The following is a 15842-nucleotide window of genomic DNA, read 5'->3' on the forward strand; positions in this document are numbered from 1 at the left end:
CACCCCCTCCCCGTCACGAATGGAGCGTCCGAGGATGCGCAAGCTGCTGGTCGACGCGGCCCACACGCTGGTTCCGCCGAAGGGCGACCGGCACGGGCCGCTGCAGCCGCTCATGCTGGTCCTGACGATGGTGACCGGCCTGGTGGACGCGGTGAGCTATCTGGGGCTGGGGGATGTCTTCGTGGCCAACATGACGGGCAACGTCGTGTTCCTGGGCTTCGCCCTGGCGGGCGCAGGGGGGCTGTCCGCCCCGGCGTCCGTCGTGTCGATGACGGCGTTCCTCGTCGGGGCGGTGGCCGGCGGCCGCTTCGGCGCCCGGTTCGCCGGGCACCGGGGGCGGCTGCTCGCCTCGGTCACGGCCCTGCAATCGGTGCCCGTCGGCGCGGCGCTCGTGACCGCGCTCCTGGCGGACGACCGGGCGGGCGCCCCGGTGCGGTACACGCTGATCGTGACCTTGGGCCTCGCCATGGGGATGCAGAGCGCGGCCGCCCGGCGCGTCGGCGTCCCGGACCTGACCACGACGGTCCTGACGCAGACCCTGGCCGGACTCGCCGTGGACTCCGCCCCGGCGGGCGGCGCCGGCGGTCCCCGGCAGAGCAGGCGGATCCTGTCCGTCCTCGCGATGTTCCTCGGCGCGCTCGCGGGTGCCCTGCTCCTGCGGTCCGGGCTCGCGCTCGCCCTGGGGGTGGTTCTGGCGGTGCTCGCGGCGGCCACCGTGGTCGCCCACCGTCTCTCGGCCACGGACGCGGAGTGGGCGAGGCCCTGACCACCAGGACCCCCGACCCCGACGCACCCGGCCCCTGGGACCCTGAGGTCCCGGGCCCCGGACCAACGCATCGGCGCGGAACGCGTCGGCGTGGACACCGGACCCCGTGCGCGCACCGGTTCTTGAGGCTATGATCATCAGAGTAGTTGAAATCGCAACTACATCTTGCTGAATCTCGCCGTACCAGGTGTGAAAGGGGTCGGACATGGACGACACGGAGGTCGAGGTCCTCACCGCCCGGGACGTCCCGCTGGGCGGCCCGCGCGCCATGACCGTGCGGCGCACCCTGCCCCAGCGGTCCCGGACGCTCATCGGAGCCTGGTGCTTCGCCGACCACTACGGCCCCGACGAGGTCGCCTCGTCCGGCGGGATGGACGTCGCACCCCACCCGCACACCGGCCTGCAGACGGTGAGCTGGCTCTTCGGCGGGGAGATCGAGCACCGCGACAGCCTGGGCAGCCACGCCTTCGTACGGCCCGGCGAGCTCAACCTCATGACCGGCGGCCACGGCATCAGCCACACCGAGGTCTCCACGCCCGGAACCACCGTCCTCCACGGAGTGCAGCTGTGGGTGGCGCTGCCCGAGCGACACCGCCACACCGCACGCGACTTCCAGCACCACGCCCCGAAGCCCGTGCGGCTCGACGGCGCGGAACTCCGGGTGTTCCTCGGCACGCTCGCGGGCGAGACCTCCCCCGTGCCCACCTTCACCCCCCTCCTCGGCGCCGAACTCCTCCTCGACGCCGGTGCCACGGTCACCCTCCCCGTCGATCCCGCCTTCGAGCACGGTCTGCTCGTCGACGCGGGAGACGTCCGACTGGCGGGAACGCTCCTGCGCCCGGCCGAACTCGGCTACGCCGGCACCGGACACTCCGCGCTGACCCTGACGAACGAGTCCGACGGCCCCGCGCGGACGGTCCTCCTCGGCGGTACGCCCTTCGACGAGGAGATCGTCATGTGGTGGAACTTCATCGGCCGCGATCACCAGGACATCGTCGAGGCCAGGGAGGAGTGGGAGCGGGCCTCGGAGCGCTTCGGTCACGTCGACGGCTACCCCGGCGACCGCCTCCCCGCCCCGGCCCTCCCGAACGCCACCCTCACCCCCCGCCGAAACCCGCCCCGGGCCTGACGCGACGCCCCACCCCGCACCCGTCGTCCCCCCTCACCCACCTCTCACCGACCTCACCAGAAAGGCACCCCCATGAGCGAGCAGGAATCCACGCCCGTCGTCCGGCGGGTCGACGACCGCCACCGCTACGAGATCCTGGTCGACGGCCGGCGCGCCGGCCTCACCGCGTACCGCGACCGCGACGACCGGCGCGTCTTCTTCCACACGGAGATCGACGACGCCTACGCCGGCCGGGGTCTCGCGTCCGTCCTCGTCGAGCAGGCCCTGGCGGACGTGCGCGCCTCCGGCAAGCGGATCGTGCCGATCTGCCCCTACGTGGCGAAGTTCCTGACGAAGCACGGGGAGTTCGCCGACATCACCGACCCGGTGACCCCCGAGGTCGAGCAGTGGCTGGACGGCGTCCTGGGCCGCTGACGACCGCCTGCGCGCCCCCGCGTCCGGCGCCCGACCGACCCCGGCCCGGGCGCGTGCCGCCGCGTCGTCGGCCGCTCCCCCGGCATCCGGCGTCCGGGCACGTGCCGCGTCCTCACCTGCCGGCCCCCCGCACGCGGCGTCGCCACCGTGCGGGGGGCCGCGCGGCGCCGCCACCCGGCGGGGGGGGAAGGCCGAGCGGCGGCTTTTCGGGTGCGCACCCAGGCGGCCACTGCCCCGGGCGGCCGGATCCATGCACGCGACCGGGTCCCTTCGCGCGGCGGGCCGGGCCCGCGTCCGCCCCGGGGGCCGGGGTCGCCCGCCGACGCATGCGATCACCGGCGACCTCTGCATAACCTGTTCGTACGACGCATAACCTCTTCGTACCTCGCCCCCACGGGCTCCGGAAGGAAGGACCGCAGGCCACGGCGTCGTCCCAGCACCGAAGATCCGCCTGGCACACCCTCCCTCGGGACGGTGGCCCGCCGTGAAGACGGGAGGGATCATGCTCATCAGGCACGTTCTCGAAGATCGGGTCCTGCACGTGACGCTCCTGCGTGATCTCGACGTCGCGAGCCGCGCGGCGGCCGCCCTGCAGATCGAGATGCTGCTGGTCGCCGACCGGCCGCGCCTGGTCCGGATCCAGCTGCCCACCTCGGACCCCTCACCCGCCTCGCTCAGCGTGCTCGCCCTGGCCCGCCGGCTGTGCGAGGGCCTGCGTACTCCCCTGACCGTCGTCGGCCCCGTCAGGCCGGCCGCGCCGCCCCGGCCCGCCGCCGCGCACTCACCGTCCTGAGGTACCCGCCGGGTCGTGGGAACCCGGCGGGTGTTCCGTCCGACTTCTTCACCGCACCGGCACGGCAGCGGCGAAGGGCAGAGGATGGGCGGACTGGACATACGCATGCGCGGAGTCGCCTGTCGGCACGGCCGCAACGAGGCGGTCGTGGGTGTGGACCTGGAGATCGCCGCAGGTGAGCGCGTTGCGCTGACCGGGACGAACGGCTCAGGGAAGACGACGCTGCTCCGTGCGGTCCTCGGGCTGCACCGGCAGGCGACCGGCACCATCGAGGTCGGCGGACACACCGCCCGCTCGGCCGCCGACTGGGCGGTGCGCCGCCGGTCCTGCGCGTGGATCCCGCAGAAGCCGGCCGCCGGGCGGTTCCCGTTGCGCGGCGACGAGCTCCTGGCGAGCAGCGGGGCACCGGTCGAGGCGGCCGAGGCCGCCGCACGGCTCGGTGTCGGCGCCCTGACACCGCGACCCGTGGGCACCTTGTCCGGCGGGCAGTTGCAGCGCATGTACCTGGCGCGTGCGCTCGGTTGTGTCGCTGCCGGGGCCCAGGTCCTGCTGGCCGACGAGCCGACCGCCGCACTCGACTTCGAGGGCCAGGAGGAGGCCGCCGACGTCCTGACCGCGCTGCCGGTCACGCTCGTCGTCGTGACCCACGACCGGGCGCTCGCCGAACGGTGCGACCGGGTCCTGGAGATGGCCGCCGGCCGGCTGCGGGAGGTGCGGTGAACGCGCTCGCGGCCGCCGACCTCGGCGCCGTCCTCCAACTCGTCCCCGTACAACGGGCCGGAGTGGCCCTGCTCCTCGCGGCCGTCGCGCTGCCGGTGATCGGCGTGGTCATCGTCGGCCTGGACATCATGCCGGTCCGGTTCGCGATGATGCACGTGGCGCTCCTGGGCATCGCCGTCGGGCTCCTGACCGGGCTCGACCCGATGCTCTGCGCGCTCGTCGCCTGCGCCCTGTCCGGGGCGGGGGTCGCCCCGCTGGCCCGGACCCCGGACGGACTGTCCGGCGCGATGGGCCTGTTGATGAGCCTGGCGATCGCCGCCGCGCTGCTCGTCCTCGCCGTGTCCGGTGTCAACGCCGCCGGGGCGTTCGCGCTCCTGTGGGGGTCGATCCTCTCGGTCGGCACCGCCGACCTCGTGGTCCTCGCGGCGCTCGCCGTGGTGGTCCCCTCCCTGTTCTGGTGGCGTCGCCGCGACGTGGCGCTGCTCCTGTACGACCGCGAGCTCGCCCAGTGCTCCGGCGTACCGGTCCGGTTCCTCACCACCGCGCTGCTCGTGCTGGTCGCCGTCGCGGTCGCGGGGGCGATCAAGCTGACCGGTGCGCTCCTCGTCGACGCCCTGACCCTGCTGCCCGCCCTGGCCGCGCGGCGCCTGGGGCGTTCGCTGTGGTCGATCACCCTGTGGGCGGTCGGCATCGGCGTCGCCGTCAACCTGACGGGCTTCCTTCTGGCCCTGTGGCTGGACTGGCCTCCCGGCCCGGTCCTCGTCCTCACGGCGGGGGCTGTCGTCCTCGCCGCGCATCTCGTCCCCGAACGGAGAAACAGCTCATGGCGCGCACCCGCGTCCGTACCGCCCGTATCACTTCCCTCCTCGCACTGAGCGCCGTCCTTCCGCTCGTCACCGGTTGCGGGGGCGAGGACACCTCCTCCTCCGGCCCGAACGGTGCCGAGGCGGCCGGTCACAAGCCGGTGGTGGTCGCCACGACCACCTGGGAGGGGGCCTTCGCCAAGGCGGCGGGGGCCGAGGACGTCACGGTGATCGTGCCGCAGTCGGTGCACCACGCGCCGGACTACGACCCGAAGCCCTCGGACCTGGCGGCCGTCGCGAAGGCCGACTTCGTGCTGTACGCGCCGTTCGAGCCGTACGCGGCGAAGATCAAGGAGGCGGCCGGTTCCAAGGCGAAGCTGGTCGAGGTGAACCTCGACAACGACCCGGCGAAGGCGGGCGCCGAAGTCACGCGCCTCGGCGCCCTGTTCGGTACCAAGGACGCCGCCGACCGGTGGAAGAAGGGCCTCGACGCCGAGGTCACGAAGCTGAACGGCGAACTCAAGTCGGCCTGGCCGGGCGGGAAGAGCCCGGCCGTCGTCTCCCAGGTCTTCACCGGCTGGGCGGCCGGCCTCGCGGGCGCCACGACGGTGGGGACGTACGGCCCCGAGCCCGTCACCCCCGCCCAACTTGCCTCCCTCTCCGCGAAGAAGCCCGCGTACGTGCTCGACAACGCGCACATGTCGACGGGCGAGGTGCTGCCGGACTCGGGCGCGAAGCAGGTGAAGATCGTCAACTACCCGGGTGAGGACCTGGACCTGCTGGCGGTGTACCGGAACGCCGCGGCCGAACTCAGGAAGGCCATGAGCGGAGCCTGAGCCGACGGCGGGCGGAGACGGGACGAGGGGGAGGGGCGCGGAGCGCGTCCCTCCCCCTCGGTCACGCCCGGACCAGGACGACCGCGCCCCGCTCCTCCTCGACCCGGCGCCGCAGCTCGGCACGGTCGGGTTTGCCGGCGGCGGTCAGCGGCAGTTCCGGCAGCACGAGGAGGTGCTCGGGGTGCTTGTGCCGGTCGAGACCCCGCTCGGACAGATGCCGGCCGAGGTCGCCCAGGGTGGGGGCCTGCGGCCCCTTGACCACCAGGCAGGCCGCCAGCCGCTCCCCCATCCGCTCGTCGGGCACCCCCACGCACACCACGTCCCGGACCCGTGGGTGGGAGACGAGTCCGCGTTCGACCTCGGCGGGGCTGATGTTGGCGCCGCCGCGTATCACCACGTCCTTGAGGCGGCCGACGACGTGCAGGACGCCCTCCTCGTCGAGGAAGCCGAGGTCGCCGGTGCGGACCCAGCCCTCCGCCGTGCGGTACCGGGCGTCGAGGTCCGGGGAGGCGACGTAGCAGAGCGGGGTCATCGGGCCGCGCGAGACGATCTCGCCGATCCGCCCGTCGGGCAGTGGCTCGTGGGTGTCGGGGTCGGCGATGCGGATGTCGGCGACCCTGGGGTCGGGTCTGCCGGCGACGACACCGGCGCGGTCGGTGGGCGGGACGGTGTTCCCCAGTCCGGTATGGCAGTTGACGCCGTCGGCCGACCCGTACAGGTTGACGACGGGGCAGCCGAACGCCTCCGCCGCCGCCTTCGCGGTGACCTCGTCGAGGGGCGCGCCGCCGAGGACGAGCGCGGTGGGAGCCGTCGGCGCGGAACCCGCGCCCTCCGTCGCCCCCGCCTCCGACGGCGTCTCCGACTCCATGGCCTCCAGCATCATCCGGATCATGGTGGGGACGCCGAGGATGTGGGTCGGGGCGTGTTCGCGTACGGCGGTGAGGGCCGCCCCGGGCGTGAAGTGGTCGAGCAGGACGAGGGTGCCGCCGTGGCGCGCGAGGGTGACGGCCGTGCCGTTCGAGCCGAAGGCCGAGCCGAGCGGGACGAGGAAGAGACACCGGGGCGGGGTGTCGTCGGGCATGAGGGAGGCGAGGAAGTTGCCGCGGCCGCCGGCCAGGGCGTTGTGGGAGTACGCGACCATCTTCGGCTCCGCCTCCGACCCGGAGGAGACGAGGATGCGCGCCGCGCTGTCGGGGTCCGGCCGGGCCGGGACGAATCCGTGGGGGTCGGTGCGGAGCAGCCGGGCGAGGGGAACCGTTCCCTCGGGCGCGTTGCCGGGTCCGGCGGAGATCACGTGGCGCAGGGCGGGCAGCGCGGGCGCCAGCGCGGCGAGGTCGGCCGCGTGGTGCCGGCCCCGGTGCTCGGTCGCGGCGACGACCGCCACGGCCTCGGACCTGCGCAGGAGGCATTCGGCCTCGGCGACCCCGCGTCCCACCGGGAAGGGCAGGGCCACGGCACCGAGGGCGGCGAGGGCGAGGTCCGCGACGACGGCGTTGCGGTTGTTGGGGAGTTGTACGGCGACGATGTCCCCGGCCCCGATGCCGAGCTCCCGAAGGCCCTCGGCGAGACATCGGACCTTGCGGTCGAGGGCCGTGTAACAGAGCTTGCCCTTGGCGTCGACGACGGCGGTCCGGTGCAGGTCGGCGATCTGCCGGGCCCGGAACAGGCTGTACAGGTCGAGGTCGGGGCAGGTGCCGTCGACCGCCCAGGAACGGCGGAGCCGGGCGGGCAGCAGGTCGGTCAGGGGGACGGTCACGCGAAGCTCCAGGGGTCGGGAACGGCGGGGGCGCCGTGCGTGTCCCGGCCGATCGGGCCGGACAGGCGCGGGTCGTGGTGGAGGTCGGACAGGTCGGTGGTGACCGAGGTGGCCGTCAGTCCGTGGGACCGCAGCTGGTCGAGGGCGTCCTCCGTGCACATCCCCCGTACGTCGTACGCGGCGGCGGCCGTCGCGCTCGCGTCGCTCGGGGCGATCCAGCCGTCCGAGGTCCGCAGGGGGTGGCGGAAGCCGGCCGGCCGGCGCGGGTCCTCGCCCCGGGCGGCCCGCCGCAGGGCCGGGGCGAGCAGGGTGTCGGCCGCGCCGAGCAGCGAGGAGTCGACCCGTACGCCGTGGCCGGTGCGCTCGCGCAGGAGCAGCCCGGCGAGCACCGCCTCGGTTCCGTGCAGGCCGCCCAGCAGGTCGAGGAGGGTCATCAGGGACGGTACGGGCGGTTCGTCGGCCGGGTGGACGGCCTCGCCGACGCCGGTGCGGGCCTGCACCATGAAGTCGGTGCCCATCGGGGGGTCGGCGATCCGGTCGGCCCAGCCGCCGGTGTAGGCGTACACGAGGGACGGGTTCACGACGGCCAGGTGCTCGGCGTCGAGGTCGAGTTCCGCCGCCTTGCCCGGGGCCCAGTTGTGCAGGAACACATCGGCCTCGGACGCGAGTTCGCGCAGTCCGGCCCGGCCGGCGGGCGACTTGATGTCGATCTCGACCGCCTCCTTGCCCCGGTTGAGCGCGAGCCAGCGGGCGGAGAGCCCGTCGCAGGCGGGCGGCATCCCGCGCAGGGGGTCGCCGCCCGGCGGCTCGATCCGGATCACCCGCGCCCCGAGGAGGCCCAGGAGATGCGCGGCGAGGGGTGCCTGGATGCGGCGGCCCGCCTCCAGGACGGTCAGGCCGGTGAGCGGCGGCCCCGGCGCGGGGACGGGGGGCGTCGCCGCGTGGCCCGCCCCCAGGGGGGCGAGGGTCCACGGGTCGGCGCCGTCGGCCTCCCCGGCCCGCTCGGCGAGCGTGCGCAGCCGGCACACCTCGGCCCCGGAGGCTCCGGCCGCCTGCCGGATCCGCTCCCACGGGTGGAGCCGGGTCACCTCGTGGAGGACGACGGGGAAGGGCGCGCAGGCGGTGGCGTACCGGAACTGGAAGGGCCGCCAGCCCGCACGGAGCGCGTCGGCGGGGGCCTCCAGGGCTCGCCAGAAGGCCGCCCAGTCCCCCGGGTCGAGCGTCTCCAGTTCGAAGAGGACGCCGTCGGCCGAGGTGAACGGCGGTCCGCCGGGGGCGGGTTCGACCGCCTCCGGCTCGTCCGCCCCGGTGGCGGCGAGGTACTGGGAGACGGTGAGCAGGCCGGTACGGTCGACAGCCGTGCTCACGTGGGGCGCCGGGCCTCCGGGGTGCCGGGGCGGACCCGCCGGGGCCGGACCGCCCCGGGCCCGGCCGACCAGTGCGGCGAGCAGGCCCTGGACGGTGAGGACGCCGGTGGCGGTGGCCAGGTAGTCGACGCCGAGGCCGCGCGGGGCGCCGTGGCGGCGGCCGTGCACGGCCATCACGCCGGTGGCGGCCTGGGCGGTGGCCTCGTCCTCGATGCCGGAGCCGCGGGCGCCCCAGGCGGTGCGGGCCGTGACCGGCGCGAACCCGCCGCCGTGGAGCGTGATCCCGCCGGCGCCCCGGGCCTGCCCGTCCTCGTCCGAGGGCAGGGCGCCCAGGCGCCGGAGGTGGTCGGCCACCACCGCGGTCACGGCCGGGGGCCCGTCGACGTGACAGCGCAACGCGTCGAGGGGACGGGCTGGTTCGAGCGGGCGGCGGACCGCGGTGTGCGTGGTCGCTGGGGACGCCATGCCTCTCCTCTCCTGGCGCGGCGGTGGCCGGCGCGCGGGGACTCTCTCGGTTGCGGGAACCGGCGGGCCGGTGCGCCCGACCACTTCCACGGGCAGGCAGTCGGACGCGTGTTCTGTCGAGTTCCCGGAAGAGGGAGGAAACCATGACGGATCATGACGTAAAGGATCATGGCGCAGCCGATGTCGATCTGCTGCGGAAGCGACTGACCGCGTTCGTCCACGACCGGGTGTTCCCGTGCGAGCCCGTGCTCGACGCCGGTGGACCGGCCGCCGGGGAGCGACGGGAGCGGCTGCGTACGGAAGCGCGCGAGGCCGGACTCTGGGCACTGCCCCTGCCGGCCGAACTGGGCGGCGGAGGGGTCGCGTTGAGCGCGTACGCGTCGCTCGCCGAGGCGGAGGGCGCCAGCGACCACGGGCCGGCCGCCGTGGGCTCGGCGCCGCTCCTCGACGTGACCATGCTGGCCCGGCACGGCTCACCGGGTGTGCGTGCCGCACACCTTCCCCGTCTGGTCTCCGGCGAGCTGCGCACGTGTTTCGCGATGACGGAGCCGGACACGCCGGGCACCGAGCCGGCGCTCTGCTCGACACGGGCGGAGCGACGGACCGGCGGCGGCTGGAGCGTCACGGGCCGGAAGTGGTTCGTGTCGAACGCGGCGGACGCGGACCTGGTCACCGTGCTGGCCCGCACCGGCGGGTCGGCCGGGGACCGCCAGGGACTGTCCCTGTTCCTCGTCCCCACCGCCTCCCCCGGCTTCCGGGTCGTGCGCGAGCTGCCCGTCCTCGGCGCGACCGGTCAGTACGAGATCGAGTTCGACCACGTCGAGGTCGACGAGGAGCTGCTCGTCGGCGAGCCCGGCCGCGCGCTCGCCGTGGCGGGTGAACGCCTCCAACTCGGCCGCACTCTGCGGGCGTTGCGCTGGGTCGGTCAGGCCCAGCGGGCCTTCGACCTGATGTGCGGGCGCGCCACCGCGCGACAGGGCGCGCGCGGACCCCTCGCGGACCGGCAGCTCGTCCAGCAGCACGTCTTCGAGGCGCTGTTGTCGCTGCGGACGACACGGCCGCTGGTGTACGAGACGATGGCGCTGGTCGCGGAGGGGCGCGACGCCCAGGTGGAGGTGGGCCTGGCGAAGACGGCGGCGGCCCGCACCCTCCAGGAGGTCGCGGACCGTGCCGTCCAGGTCTTCGGCGCCGCCGGGCTCGGCCCGGACACACCGCTTCCCGCGCTGTTCCGCACGGGGCGGACGGCCCGGATCCTCGACGGGCCCGACGAGCAGCACGTCTCCTCGGTGGCCCGGCGCGTGCTGCGCGGCACGCCGGGCACGGGCGTCACACCCGCCTGAGGTCGACCCGTCCGAGGAGCGCGGAGAGGCCGAGGGCCAGGAAGAAGTCGCCCCAGATCAGCTCGTGCCGGACGGCGGTCCCGCTGTGCGCGTCGTAGCAGCCGTCGAGGAGCATGCCCGGCGGACGGGGACCTCCCCGTGGGGTGAGATGGGCGTGGGTGAGCCGGCGCAGGACCGCCTCCGCCCGGTCCGCGCACGCGGACGCCCGCGCGGCTCCGGGGACGAGCGCGAGCTTCAGCAGGGCGACCGCCGCGATGGCCCCGGCGGAGGTGTCCAGGGGGCCTTCGGGGTGGCGGGTGTCGGCCGGCGGGACGAGCGGTCCGGTGAGGAACTCGCAGCGTTCGAGGAGCAGTTCGGCCGCCTCGGTCAGACGGGCCGTGTCACCTCCCAGGTGCAGGAGCCCGTCCGCGACGGACAGGAGGAGCCAGGACTCCCCCCGGGTCCAGCCGGGCGCCGGTTCCGCTTCGGCCGTCCAGCCGCCCGTCCCGTCCCGGCGCCAGGCCGGGCGCGGCCGCGCGGCGGGCTCCCGCGGCAGACACAGCTCCAGGTGCCGGTGGAGGTGCGCGGCGGCGGCCGAGCGCCCCTCGGCTCCGGCGGAGGCGAGCAGCGGCACGAGACCGGGGACCCCGTCCGCACGCGCCCGCAGCCGGGGACCACCGAGCGCCGCGCCCCACGGGACGAGTCCGAGGCCCGGGTCCCAGGCGGCGAGGACGGCGGTCACCGCACGCTCGCGCAGTGCCTCGGCGCCCTCCTCACCGGCGGCCAGGGCCGTGCCGTACCAGAGGATGAGACCGCGGGTCGCGGTGTCGGCTAGCCCCCAGGAAGCGAGCCGTTCGCTCGCGGCCAGCGCCGCCGAGCGGCGGGCACCGCCGTCGCGCGCGCCGCCGGGCACCGCAGGGCCGGGCGCGCTGCCCTCGGCGTGCAGGGCGCGCAGCCACAGCAGTCCCGCCCAGAAGCCGCCGGTCCATGATCCCCGTCCGGTGGTGGTCCAGCGGCCGTCGGCCGGGTCCGCGTACAACGGGAAGCGGGTGCCCACCTGTTCGGCCGTCTCCCCGACGCGCCGGAGCAGTCGTTCGAGCGGTTCCCCGGCCCAGTGTCCGGAGTTCACGCCGGACCGCCCGCCCTCGTACGGCGGTCCCGCAGGGCCCAGACCAGGGCGACGGCCCCCGCGACCGCGAACTCGGCCGCGACCAGGATCCAGCCCTGGCCGTACCGGCCGCGTTCCGCCAGCACGCCGAACAGCGTTGGGCCCAGGGCGAATCCGGCGAAGAAGCCCGCGGCGACCAGCGCCGAGTCCTGACCGGCGCGGCCGGGCGCGGACCGCTGCATCACCAGCACCATCGAGACCGCGTTGCCGGACACGGCGAAGACGCCTACCGCCACGGCCGCGACCCACACCAGCGCCTCGACGTGGACGGTCAGGGACAGCAGCAGGGCCGCTCCCACCGCCCCACCCGCCAACAGCCCCGGAAACCAGGGGGCCCGGCCGGGCGTGGCGGCCCGGGACCAGCCGACCCGGCCGGCGATCCCCGCGACGCCCAGGACGGCCACCAGCGCGCCCGCCACCGCGGGCCCCATGCCGAGGCGTTGGGCGCCGAACAGCGCGAGGTAGGTGTTGACGGAGGCGATCCCCGCCCCCAGGAAGAGCGAGAAGGCCGCGAGCCAGGGCACGGAGGCGTCGGGGCGGGACGGCGCGCGGACGGATGCGCCGCCCTTCGGCGGCGCGTCGGCCGGCAGCACCCGCCACGCCCATCCGGCCGCGAGCAGCGCCGCACCGGCGGCCACCCACACCGCGCCCCGCCAGCCGAGGAGGCCTGCCGCCGTCGCGAGGGGCAGCCCGGCGACGAACGCGCCCAGCTGGACCCCGGACTGCTTGGCACCGGTGACCGCGCCCCGCCTCGGAGCCGGGACCGCCGCCAGGATCGCCTTGTTGGTGGCCGGATTGGCGAGCGCCTGCGGCAGCCCGCCGAGCGCGACGGCCGCGAGGAGCAGGGCGGTCCCCGGGGCGGCGCCGATGAGCGCGAGCGCCACCGCGGAGACCGCGAGCAGCGCCACGAGCGCGCGCCGGGGGCCGATCCGGTCCACGATCCGGCCGCCGACGGGCGAGAGGACGGCCGCCGTGCCGAACCCCACCGTGGTGGTCAGGCCCAGCACCGTCTCCGGGATCCCGAGTCGGTCGACGAGACGCGGGCCGAGGGCACCGATCAGGAAGAGCTGCATCATCGAGAAGGCCATCGCGGTCGTCAGCAGCGCGGTCAGCCCGCGCGGCGCGCCGTGTCCGGCGTCGGCCGGTCCGGTCTGCGCCGTTCCCTCGGTTCTCACCCGGTGTTCCCTTTCCCGTACCGCGATCCGCCCGGCGGTCCGCCCTCGCCGACCGCGTCCGTCGGTGTGCGGCGCCGCCGCCTTCCTCGCGTATGTGCGCCGACGCCGTCGCCGGACGGTCCGTCACCGCCGACATCCAGAAGTCGCGCCGTGGAACCGTTGAGTTCCCGAGACACTCTTGTGGGGCGCGCCACAGTCGCGTAGGCATGACCCGACAGGGTCGAGGGGGGCGGCCTCAGCAGGTCCGCTCCCGCCTTCACGCCTCCGGAGAGGGTGCAAGGATGGGCGCGCCATGACACCAGGCCGATGTTCGCGAGGGCTGCGGGCCGCGATGTTCGCGGTCGTCTGTGTGCTGCTCGCGGCCACCGGTCACGTCGTCATGTCGGGCCGGGGCGTGCCCGGTTGGACGCTCCTGCTCGCGCTCGCCGGCACCGTCGCGGTGGCCTGGACGCTCGCGGGCCGCGAGCGCGGCCTGTGGGCCGTCACGGCGGCGACCGTGGCCGTCCAGGGCCTGCTGCACACGGTGTTCTCCTGGGCCCAGCCGGCCGTCGTCGTACCCGCGCCGACGGCGCGGACCGCGACGGACCACGCGCACATGGGCCACGGCATGCTGTCCCACGAGGCCATGGGCCACGGAGCGGCCGTCCCTCCCGTCGACGCGAACGTCGGCGCGGGCGCGAACGTCGGCGCGGGCCTCATCGAGGTGCCCGTCGCCCACGACATGACAGACATCGCCTCGTCGTGGGGCATGCTGTCGGCGCACCTGCTGGCCGCGCTCCTCAGCGGCCTCTGGATGGCGTACGGCGAGCAGGCCGCGTTCCGCCTGCTGCGGGCCCTGCCCCTGGGGCTCTTCCGGCCGCTGCGCCTCCTGATCGCCGCCGTCGTCCCCGCACCGGCGCGGCGGCCCCGCCTCCGGCCGGTCCGCGCGGGTGACGAGCGCGTTCCGCGACGTCTCCTGCTCACCCATTCCGTCATCTCCCGGGGTCCCCCACGGGTGTTCGCTGTCCTCTGACAGCCGGCTCCCCGAGCTCGACGGCACCGATCCGTCGCTCGGGCATCGGCCAGGCCCTTCCGGCCGGCCGTACCCGTCACCGGCGCCGCCCTTCGCGCGCCGCCGGATTCCCCTTGCCCCGTAAGGACTTGTGGCGATGACTCCTGCCCACGACACCTCCCACCGGCGACCGACGAGCGCGCCCCGCTCGGCGCGTTCGGCCGACACCGACGCGGCGACGACGCTGCTCGCGCTGGCGGCCAGGGACGGCGATCCCGTCAAGGCCGATCTCTTCGTACGCGCCCTGCACCCCGACGTCTGGCGGTACGTGGCCTACCTCAGCGCCGACCGCCAGGCGGCCGACGACCTCGCGCAGGAGGTCTTCCTCCGGGCGCTCGCGGCGCTGCCCCGGTTCGAGGGGCGTTCCTCGGCCCGTACCTGGCTGCTGTCCATAGCCCGGCGGACCGTGGTCGACAGCCTGCGGCACGCGGCCGCCCGGCCCCGGCTCTCCGACCGCGACGACTGGCAGGCGGAGGCCGAGCACACCCAGCCCCGGGGGCTTCCCGGCTTCGAGGACGGCATCGCCCTCGCCGAACTCCTGGCCGCGATCCCGGCCGAGCGGAAGGAGGCGTTCGTCCTCACCCAACTCCTCGGCCTGCCCTACGCCGAGGCGGCCGAGACCATCGGCTGTCCCGTCGGCACGGTCCGCTCGCGCGTCGCCCGGGCCCGCGCCTCGCTGGTCGACCTGCTGCGGGGCGAGGAGACGCCCCGGCCGGCGTCTCCGTCCGACGAAGGGCCCGCGCCCCGGCGGAGGTTCACCCGGGCTCCGGCCCTGGCCTGACCTCGGGGGACACGGGGACACGGGCATGACGGTTGGCCTCCCGTGTCACGGGACGACGGTGGCGGGCTCGCGGTGCACCGCGAGCCCGTCGCCGTCCCGTCGCCGTCCCCGCCCCCCGCCACGTCGCCGCCCCGGCGTCACCACCGCTCCTGCCGCCGGACGTGACCGGGGAACCGGACGACCCGCCGATCCGACTCCTCCGGCGGACGCGCCCGATCCGAGCGGCGCGGAACGCGATGCTCCGGAGGGGCGGCCGATGGACACACCCCGAGCGTCCTCGTCACGGGTGGGCGCGAGGCTGCGTGCCGCGCTGCGGACCCGCTCACCACGGGCGACCCTGTGCGGGTACCTCCTGCTCCTGGCGCTCGTCTTCGCCGGGGCGTACGGGCTCGGAGCGGCCGTAGGACCGGGCGGGCCGGGGGACGACGGCCGACCGGGACGGGAGCCGACGCGGCCGCCCAGCCCGACGCCCACCCGGACGCACGACACCGACCACACCCACGGCGAACATCACGGGTGACGACCCGCAGGGGTCGGGGAGACTGGCGTCGCCGCACCGCGACACCCCTCCGAGGAGCGTTCATGATCACCTGGCGTCGGGTCACCGAGGACGACTTCCCCCTGCTCCGGCGGTGGCTGTCCCAGCCGCACGTCGCCCGCTGGTGGAACCACGAGACGGAAGCGGCGGCCGTGGCCCGCGACTTCGGCCCGGTCGCCCGCGGCGAGGAGCCCGCCGAGGACTGGCTCGCCCTGCTCGACGGCGTACCGGTGGGGCTGGTCCAGCGGTGCCTGTGGGGCGACTATCCGGAGTACCTGACGGAGATCGCGCCGGTGCTCGAGGTCCCGGCAGCCGCGGCGACCATCGACTATCTCGTCGGTGATCCGGCGCTCACCGGCCGGGGCGTCGGCCCCCTCCTGATCCGCGCCATGATCGAACGCACCTGGCTCGACCACCCCCGTACCCCGTCCGTCGTCGTCCCGGTGGTGGCGGCGAACCGGGCGTCGTGGCGGGCGCTGGAGAAGGCCGGGCTCGTACGGGTCGCCGAGGGGGAACTGGAGCCCGACAACCCGATCGACGACCGTCTGCACTACGTCTACCGCGTCGACCGGCCGACCGGCTCCTGACCGCACGGCTCCCTCGGCGCGCCCACCCGCCTCCACCTCGATCGCGAGGGCACGGGCACGGACCGCCCTCTAGGGCCTGTCGTCACCTTCCCGTCGTCGCCCGGGGCAGACGGGAAGGTCTGTACCGGGCCGTCTTTCGCCCTGTGATCCGCCATTCCGGGGGGAAGGACTGCA

16 protein-coding genes are annotated in these 15842 nt (G+C 75.3%); 12 read left to right on the plus strand and 4 right to left on the minus strand.

Annotated features, from left to right (window positions below; genetic code table 11):
• The first annotated feature begins 34 nt into the window (after positions 1–34).
• The 7 genes from ABT129_RS23380 to ABT129_RS23410 all read left to right on the plus strand — a co-directional run bounded on the left by ABT129_RS23380 (position 35) and on the right by ABT129_RS23410 (position 5461).
• Positions 35–766, plus strand: coding sequence for a YoaK family protein (locus tag ABT129_RS23380; RefSeq protein ID WP_351904768.1), 732 nt, complete (start codon positions 35–37; stop codon positions 764–766).
• Between the two features lie 205 nt (positions 767–971).
• Positions 972–1895, plus strand: a complete 924-nt coding sequence (locus tag ABT129_RS23385) for a pirin family protein (protein ID WP_351904771.1) — start codon at positions 972–974, stop codon at positions 1893–1895.
• Between the two features lie 72 nt (positions 1896–1967).
• Positions 1968–2309: a GNAT family N-acetyltransferase gene (locus ABT129_RS23390; RefSeq protein ID WP_351904774.1), complete on the plus strand. Its 342-nt coding sequence runs from the start codon at positions 1968–1970 to the stop codon at positions 2307–2309.
• A gap of 502 nt (positions 2310–2811) precedes the next feature.
• A complete protein-coding gene (locus ABT129_RS23395) occupies positions 2812–3102 on the plus strand; it encodes a hypothetical protein (protein WP_351904777.1) in 291 nt (96 codons plus the stop codon).
• An 84-nt stretch (positions 3103–3186) separates the two neighbouring features.
• Entirely contained in the window at positions 3187–3822 is a 636-nt protein-coding gene (locus tag ABT129_RS23400) for a metal ABC transporter ATP-binding protein (protein WP_351904780.1), read from the plus strand.
• Positions 3819–4697, plus strand: a complete 879-nt coding sequence (locus tag ABT129_RS23405; RefSeq protein ID WP_351904783.1) for a metal ABC transporter permease — start codon at positions 3819–3821, stop codon at positions 4695–4697. Before ABT129_RS23400 ends, ABT129_RS23405 begins: the two co-directional genes overlap by 4 nt.
• Positions 4646–5461 (plus strand): metal ABC transporter solute-binding protein, Zn/Mn family, encoded by an 816-nt coding sequence (locus tag ABT129_RS23410; RefSeq protein ID WP_351904786.1) that lies wholly within the window; start codon positions 4646–4648, stop codon positions 5459–5461. Before ABT129_RS23405 ends, ABT129_RS23410 begins: the two co-directional genes overlap by 52 nt.
• A 61-nt stretch (positions 5462–5522) precedes the next feature.
• Here ABT129_RS23410 and ABT129_RS23415 read toward each other — a convergent pair whose 3' ends face one another.
• Together ABT129_RS23415 and ABT129_RS23420 are read right to left on the minus strand one after the other, a co-directional pair.
• Positions 5523–7217 (minus strand): class I adenylate-forming enzyme family protein, encoded by a 1695-nt coding sequence (locus ABT129_RS23415; RefSeq protein ID WP_351904789.1) that lies wholly within the window; start codon positions 7215–7217, stop codon positions 5523–5525.
• Complete coding sequence (locus ABT129_RS23420) at positions 7214–9049, minus strand: CoA transferase (protein ID WP_351904792.1); 1836 nt, start codon at positions 9047–9049, stop codon at positions 7214–7216. Before ABT129_RS23420 ends, ABT129_RS23415 begins: the two co-directional genes overlap by 4 nt.
• Before the next feature lie 143 nt (positions 9050–9192).
• Between ABT129_RS23420 and ABT129_RS23425 the strand changes: the two genes are divergently transcribed.
• On the plus strand, positions 9193–10389 hold the full coding sequence (locus tag ABT129_RS23425; protein WP_351904795.1) for an acyl-CoA dehydrogenase family protein: 1197 nt from the start codon (positions 9193–9195) through the stop codon (positions 10387–10389).
• Here the strand turns inward: ABT129_RS23425 and ABT129_RS23430 are convergent.
• Together ABT129_RS23430 and ABT129_RS23435 are read right to left on the minus strand one after the other, a co-directional pair.
• Complete coding sequence (locus tag ABT129_RS23430; RefSeq protein ID WP_351904798.1) at positions 10376–11497, minus strand: sugar ABC transporter permease; 1122 nt, start codon at positions 11495–11497, stop codon at positions 10376–10378. The two genes, ABT129_RS23425 and ABT129_RS23430, sit on opposite strands and share 14 nt — an antisense overlap.
• Entirely contained in the window at positions 11494–12711 is a 1218-nt protein-coding gene (locus tag ABT129_RS23435) for an MFS transporter (RefSeq protein ID WP_351904800.1), read from the minus strand. The genes ABT129_RS23430 and ABT129_RS23435 overlap by 4 nt, the downstream gene beginning before the upstream one ends.
• Before the next feature lie 292 nt (positions 12712–13003).
• On the opposite strand from ABT129_RS23435, the gene ABT129_RS23440 reads away from it, so the two are divergent.
• From ABT129_RS23440 to ABT129_RS23455, 4 genes are all read left to right on the plus strand, one after another.
• Entirely contained in the window at positions 13004–13723 is a 720-nt protein-coding gene (locus ABT129_RS23440; RefSeq protein WP_351904803.1) for a hypothetical protein, read from the plus strand.
• 136 nt (positions 13724–13859) lie between these two features.
• Positions 13860–14543 carry a sigma-70 family RNA polymerase sigma factor gene (locus ABT129_RS23445; RefSeq protein ID WP_351904806.1) on the plus strand — a complete coding sequence of 228 codons (684 nt, stop codon included), beginning with the start codon at positions 13860–13862 and terminating at the stop codon, positions 14541–14543.
• Positions 14544–14799: 256 nt separating this feature from the next.
• On the plus strand, positions 14800–15063 hold the full coding sequence (locus ABT129_RS23450) for a hypothetical protein (RefSeq protein WP_351904809.1): 264 nt from the start codon (positions 14800–14802) through the stop codon (positions 15061–15063).
• A 62-nt stretch (positions 15064–15125) separates the two neighbouring features.
• On the plus strand, positions 15126–15668 hold the full coding sequence (locus ABT129_RS23455; protein ID WP_351904812.1) for a GNAT family N-acetyltransferase: 543 nt from the start codon (positions 15126–15128) through the stop codon (positions 15666–15668).
• Positions 15669–15842 lie beyond the last annotated feature (174 nt).

The sequence above is a fragment of the Streptomyces sp. NPDC002057 genome, from assembly GCF_040296665.1.
Lineage (GTDB): Bacteria > Actinomycetota > Actinomycetes > Streptomycetales > Streptomycetaceae > Streptomyces.

Bases quoted from the DNA above. Each gene is read 5' to 3' on its own strand.
- ABT129_RS23390 (WP_351904774.1), top strand. From the start codon at position 1,968: ATGAGCGAGCAGGAATCCACGCCCGTCGTCCGGCGGGTCGACGACCGC.
- ABT129_RS23385 (WP_351904771.1), top strand. From the start codon at position 972: ATGGACGACACGGAGGTCGAGGTCCTCACCGCCCGGGACGTCCCGCTG.
- ABT129_RS23395 (WP_351904777.1), top strand. From the start codon at position 2,812: ATGCTCATCAGGCACGTTCTCGAAGATCGGGTCCTGCACGTGACGCTC.
- ABT129_RS23440 (WP_351904803.1), top strand. From the start codon at position 13,004: ATGACACCAGGCCGATGTTCGCGAGGGCTGCGGGCCGCGATGTTCGCG.
- ABT129_RS23450 (WP_351904809.1), top strand. From the start codon at position 14,800: ATGGACACACCCCGAGCGTCCTCGTCACGGGTGGGCGCGAGGCTGCGT.
- ABT129_RS23380 (WP_351904768.1), top strand. From the start codon at position 35: ATGCGCAAGCTGCTGGTCGACGCGGCCCACACGCTGGTTCCGCCGAAG.
- ABT129_RS23410 (WP_351904786.1), top strand. From the start codon at position 4,646: ATGGCGCGCACCCGCGTCCGTACCGCCCGTATCACTTCCCTCCTCGCA.
- ABT129_RS23455 (WP_351904812.1), top strand. From the start codon at position 15,126: ATGATCACCTGGCGTCGGGTCACCGAGGACGACTTCCCCCTGCTCCGG.
- ABT129_RS23420 (WP_351904792.1), bottom strand. From the start codon at position 9,049: ATGGCGTCCCCAGCGACCACGCACACCGCGGTCCGCCGCCCGCTCGAA.
- ABT129_RS23425 (WP_351904795.1), top strand. From the start codon at position 9,193: ATGACGGATCATGACGTAAAGGATCATGGCGCAGCCGATGTCGATCTG.
- ABT129_RS23400 (WP_351904780.1), top strand. From the start codon at position 3,187: ATGGGCGGACTGGACATACGCATGCGCGGAGTCGCCTGTCGGCACGGC.
- ABT129_RS23445 (WP_351904806.1), top strand. From the start codon at position 13,860: ATGACTCCTGCCCACGACACCTCCCACCGGCGACCGACGAGCGCGCCC.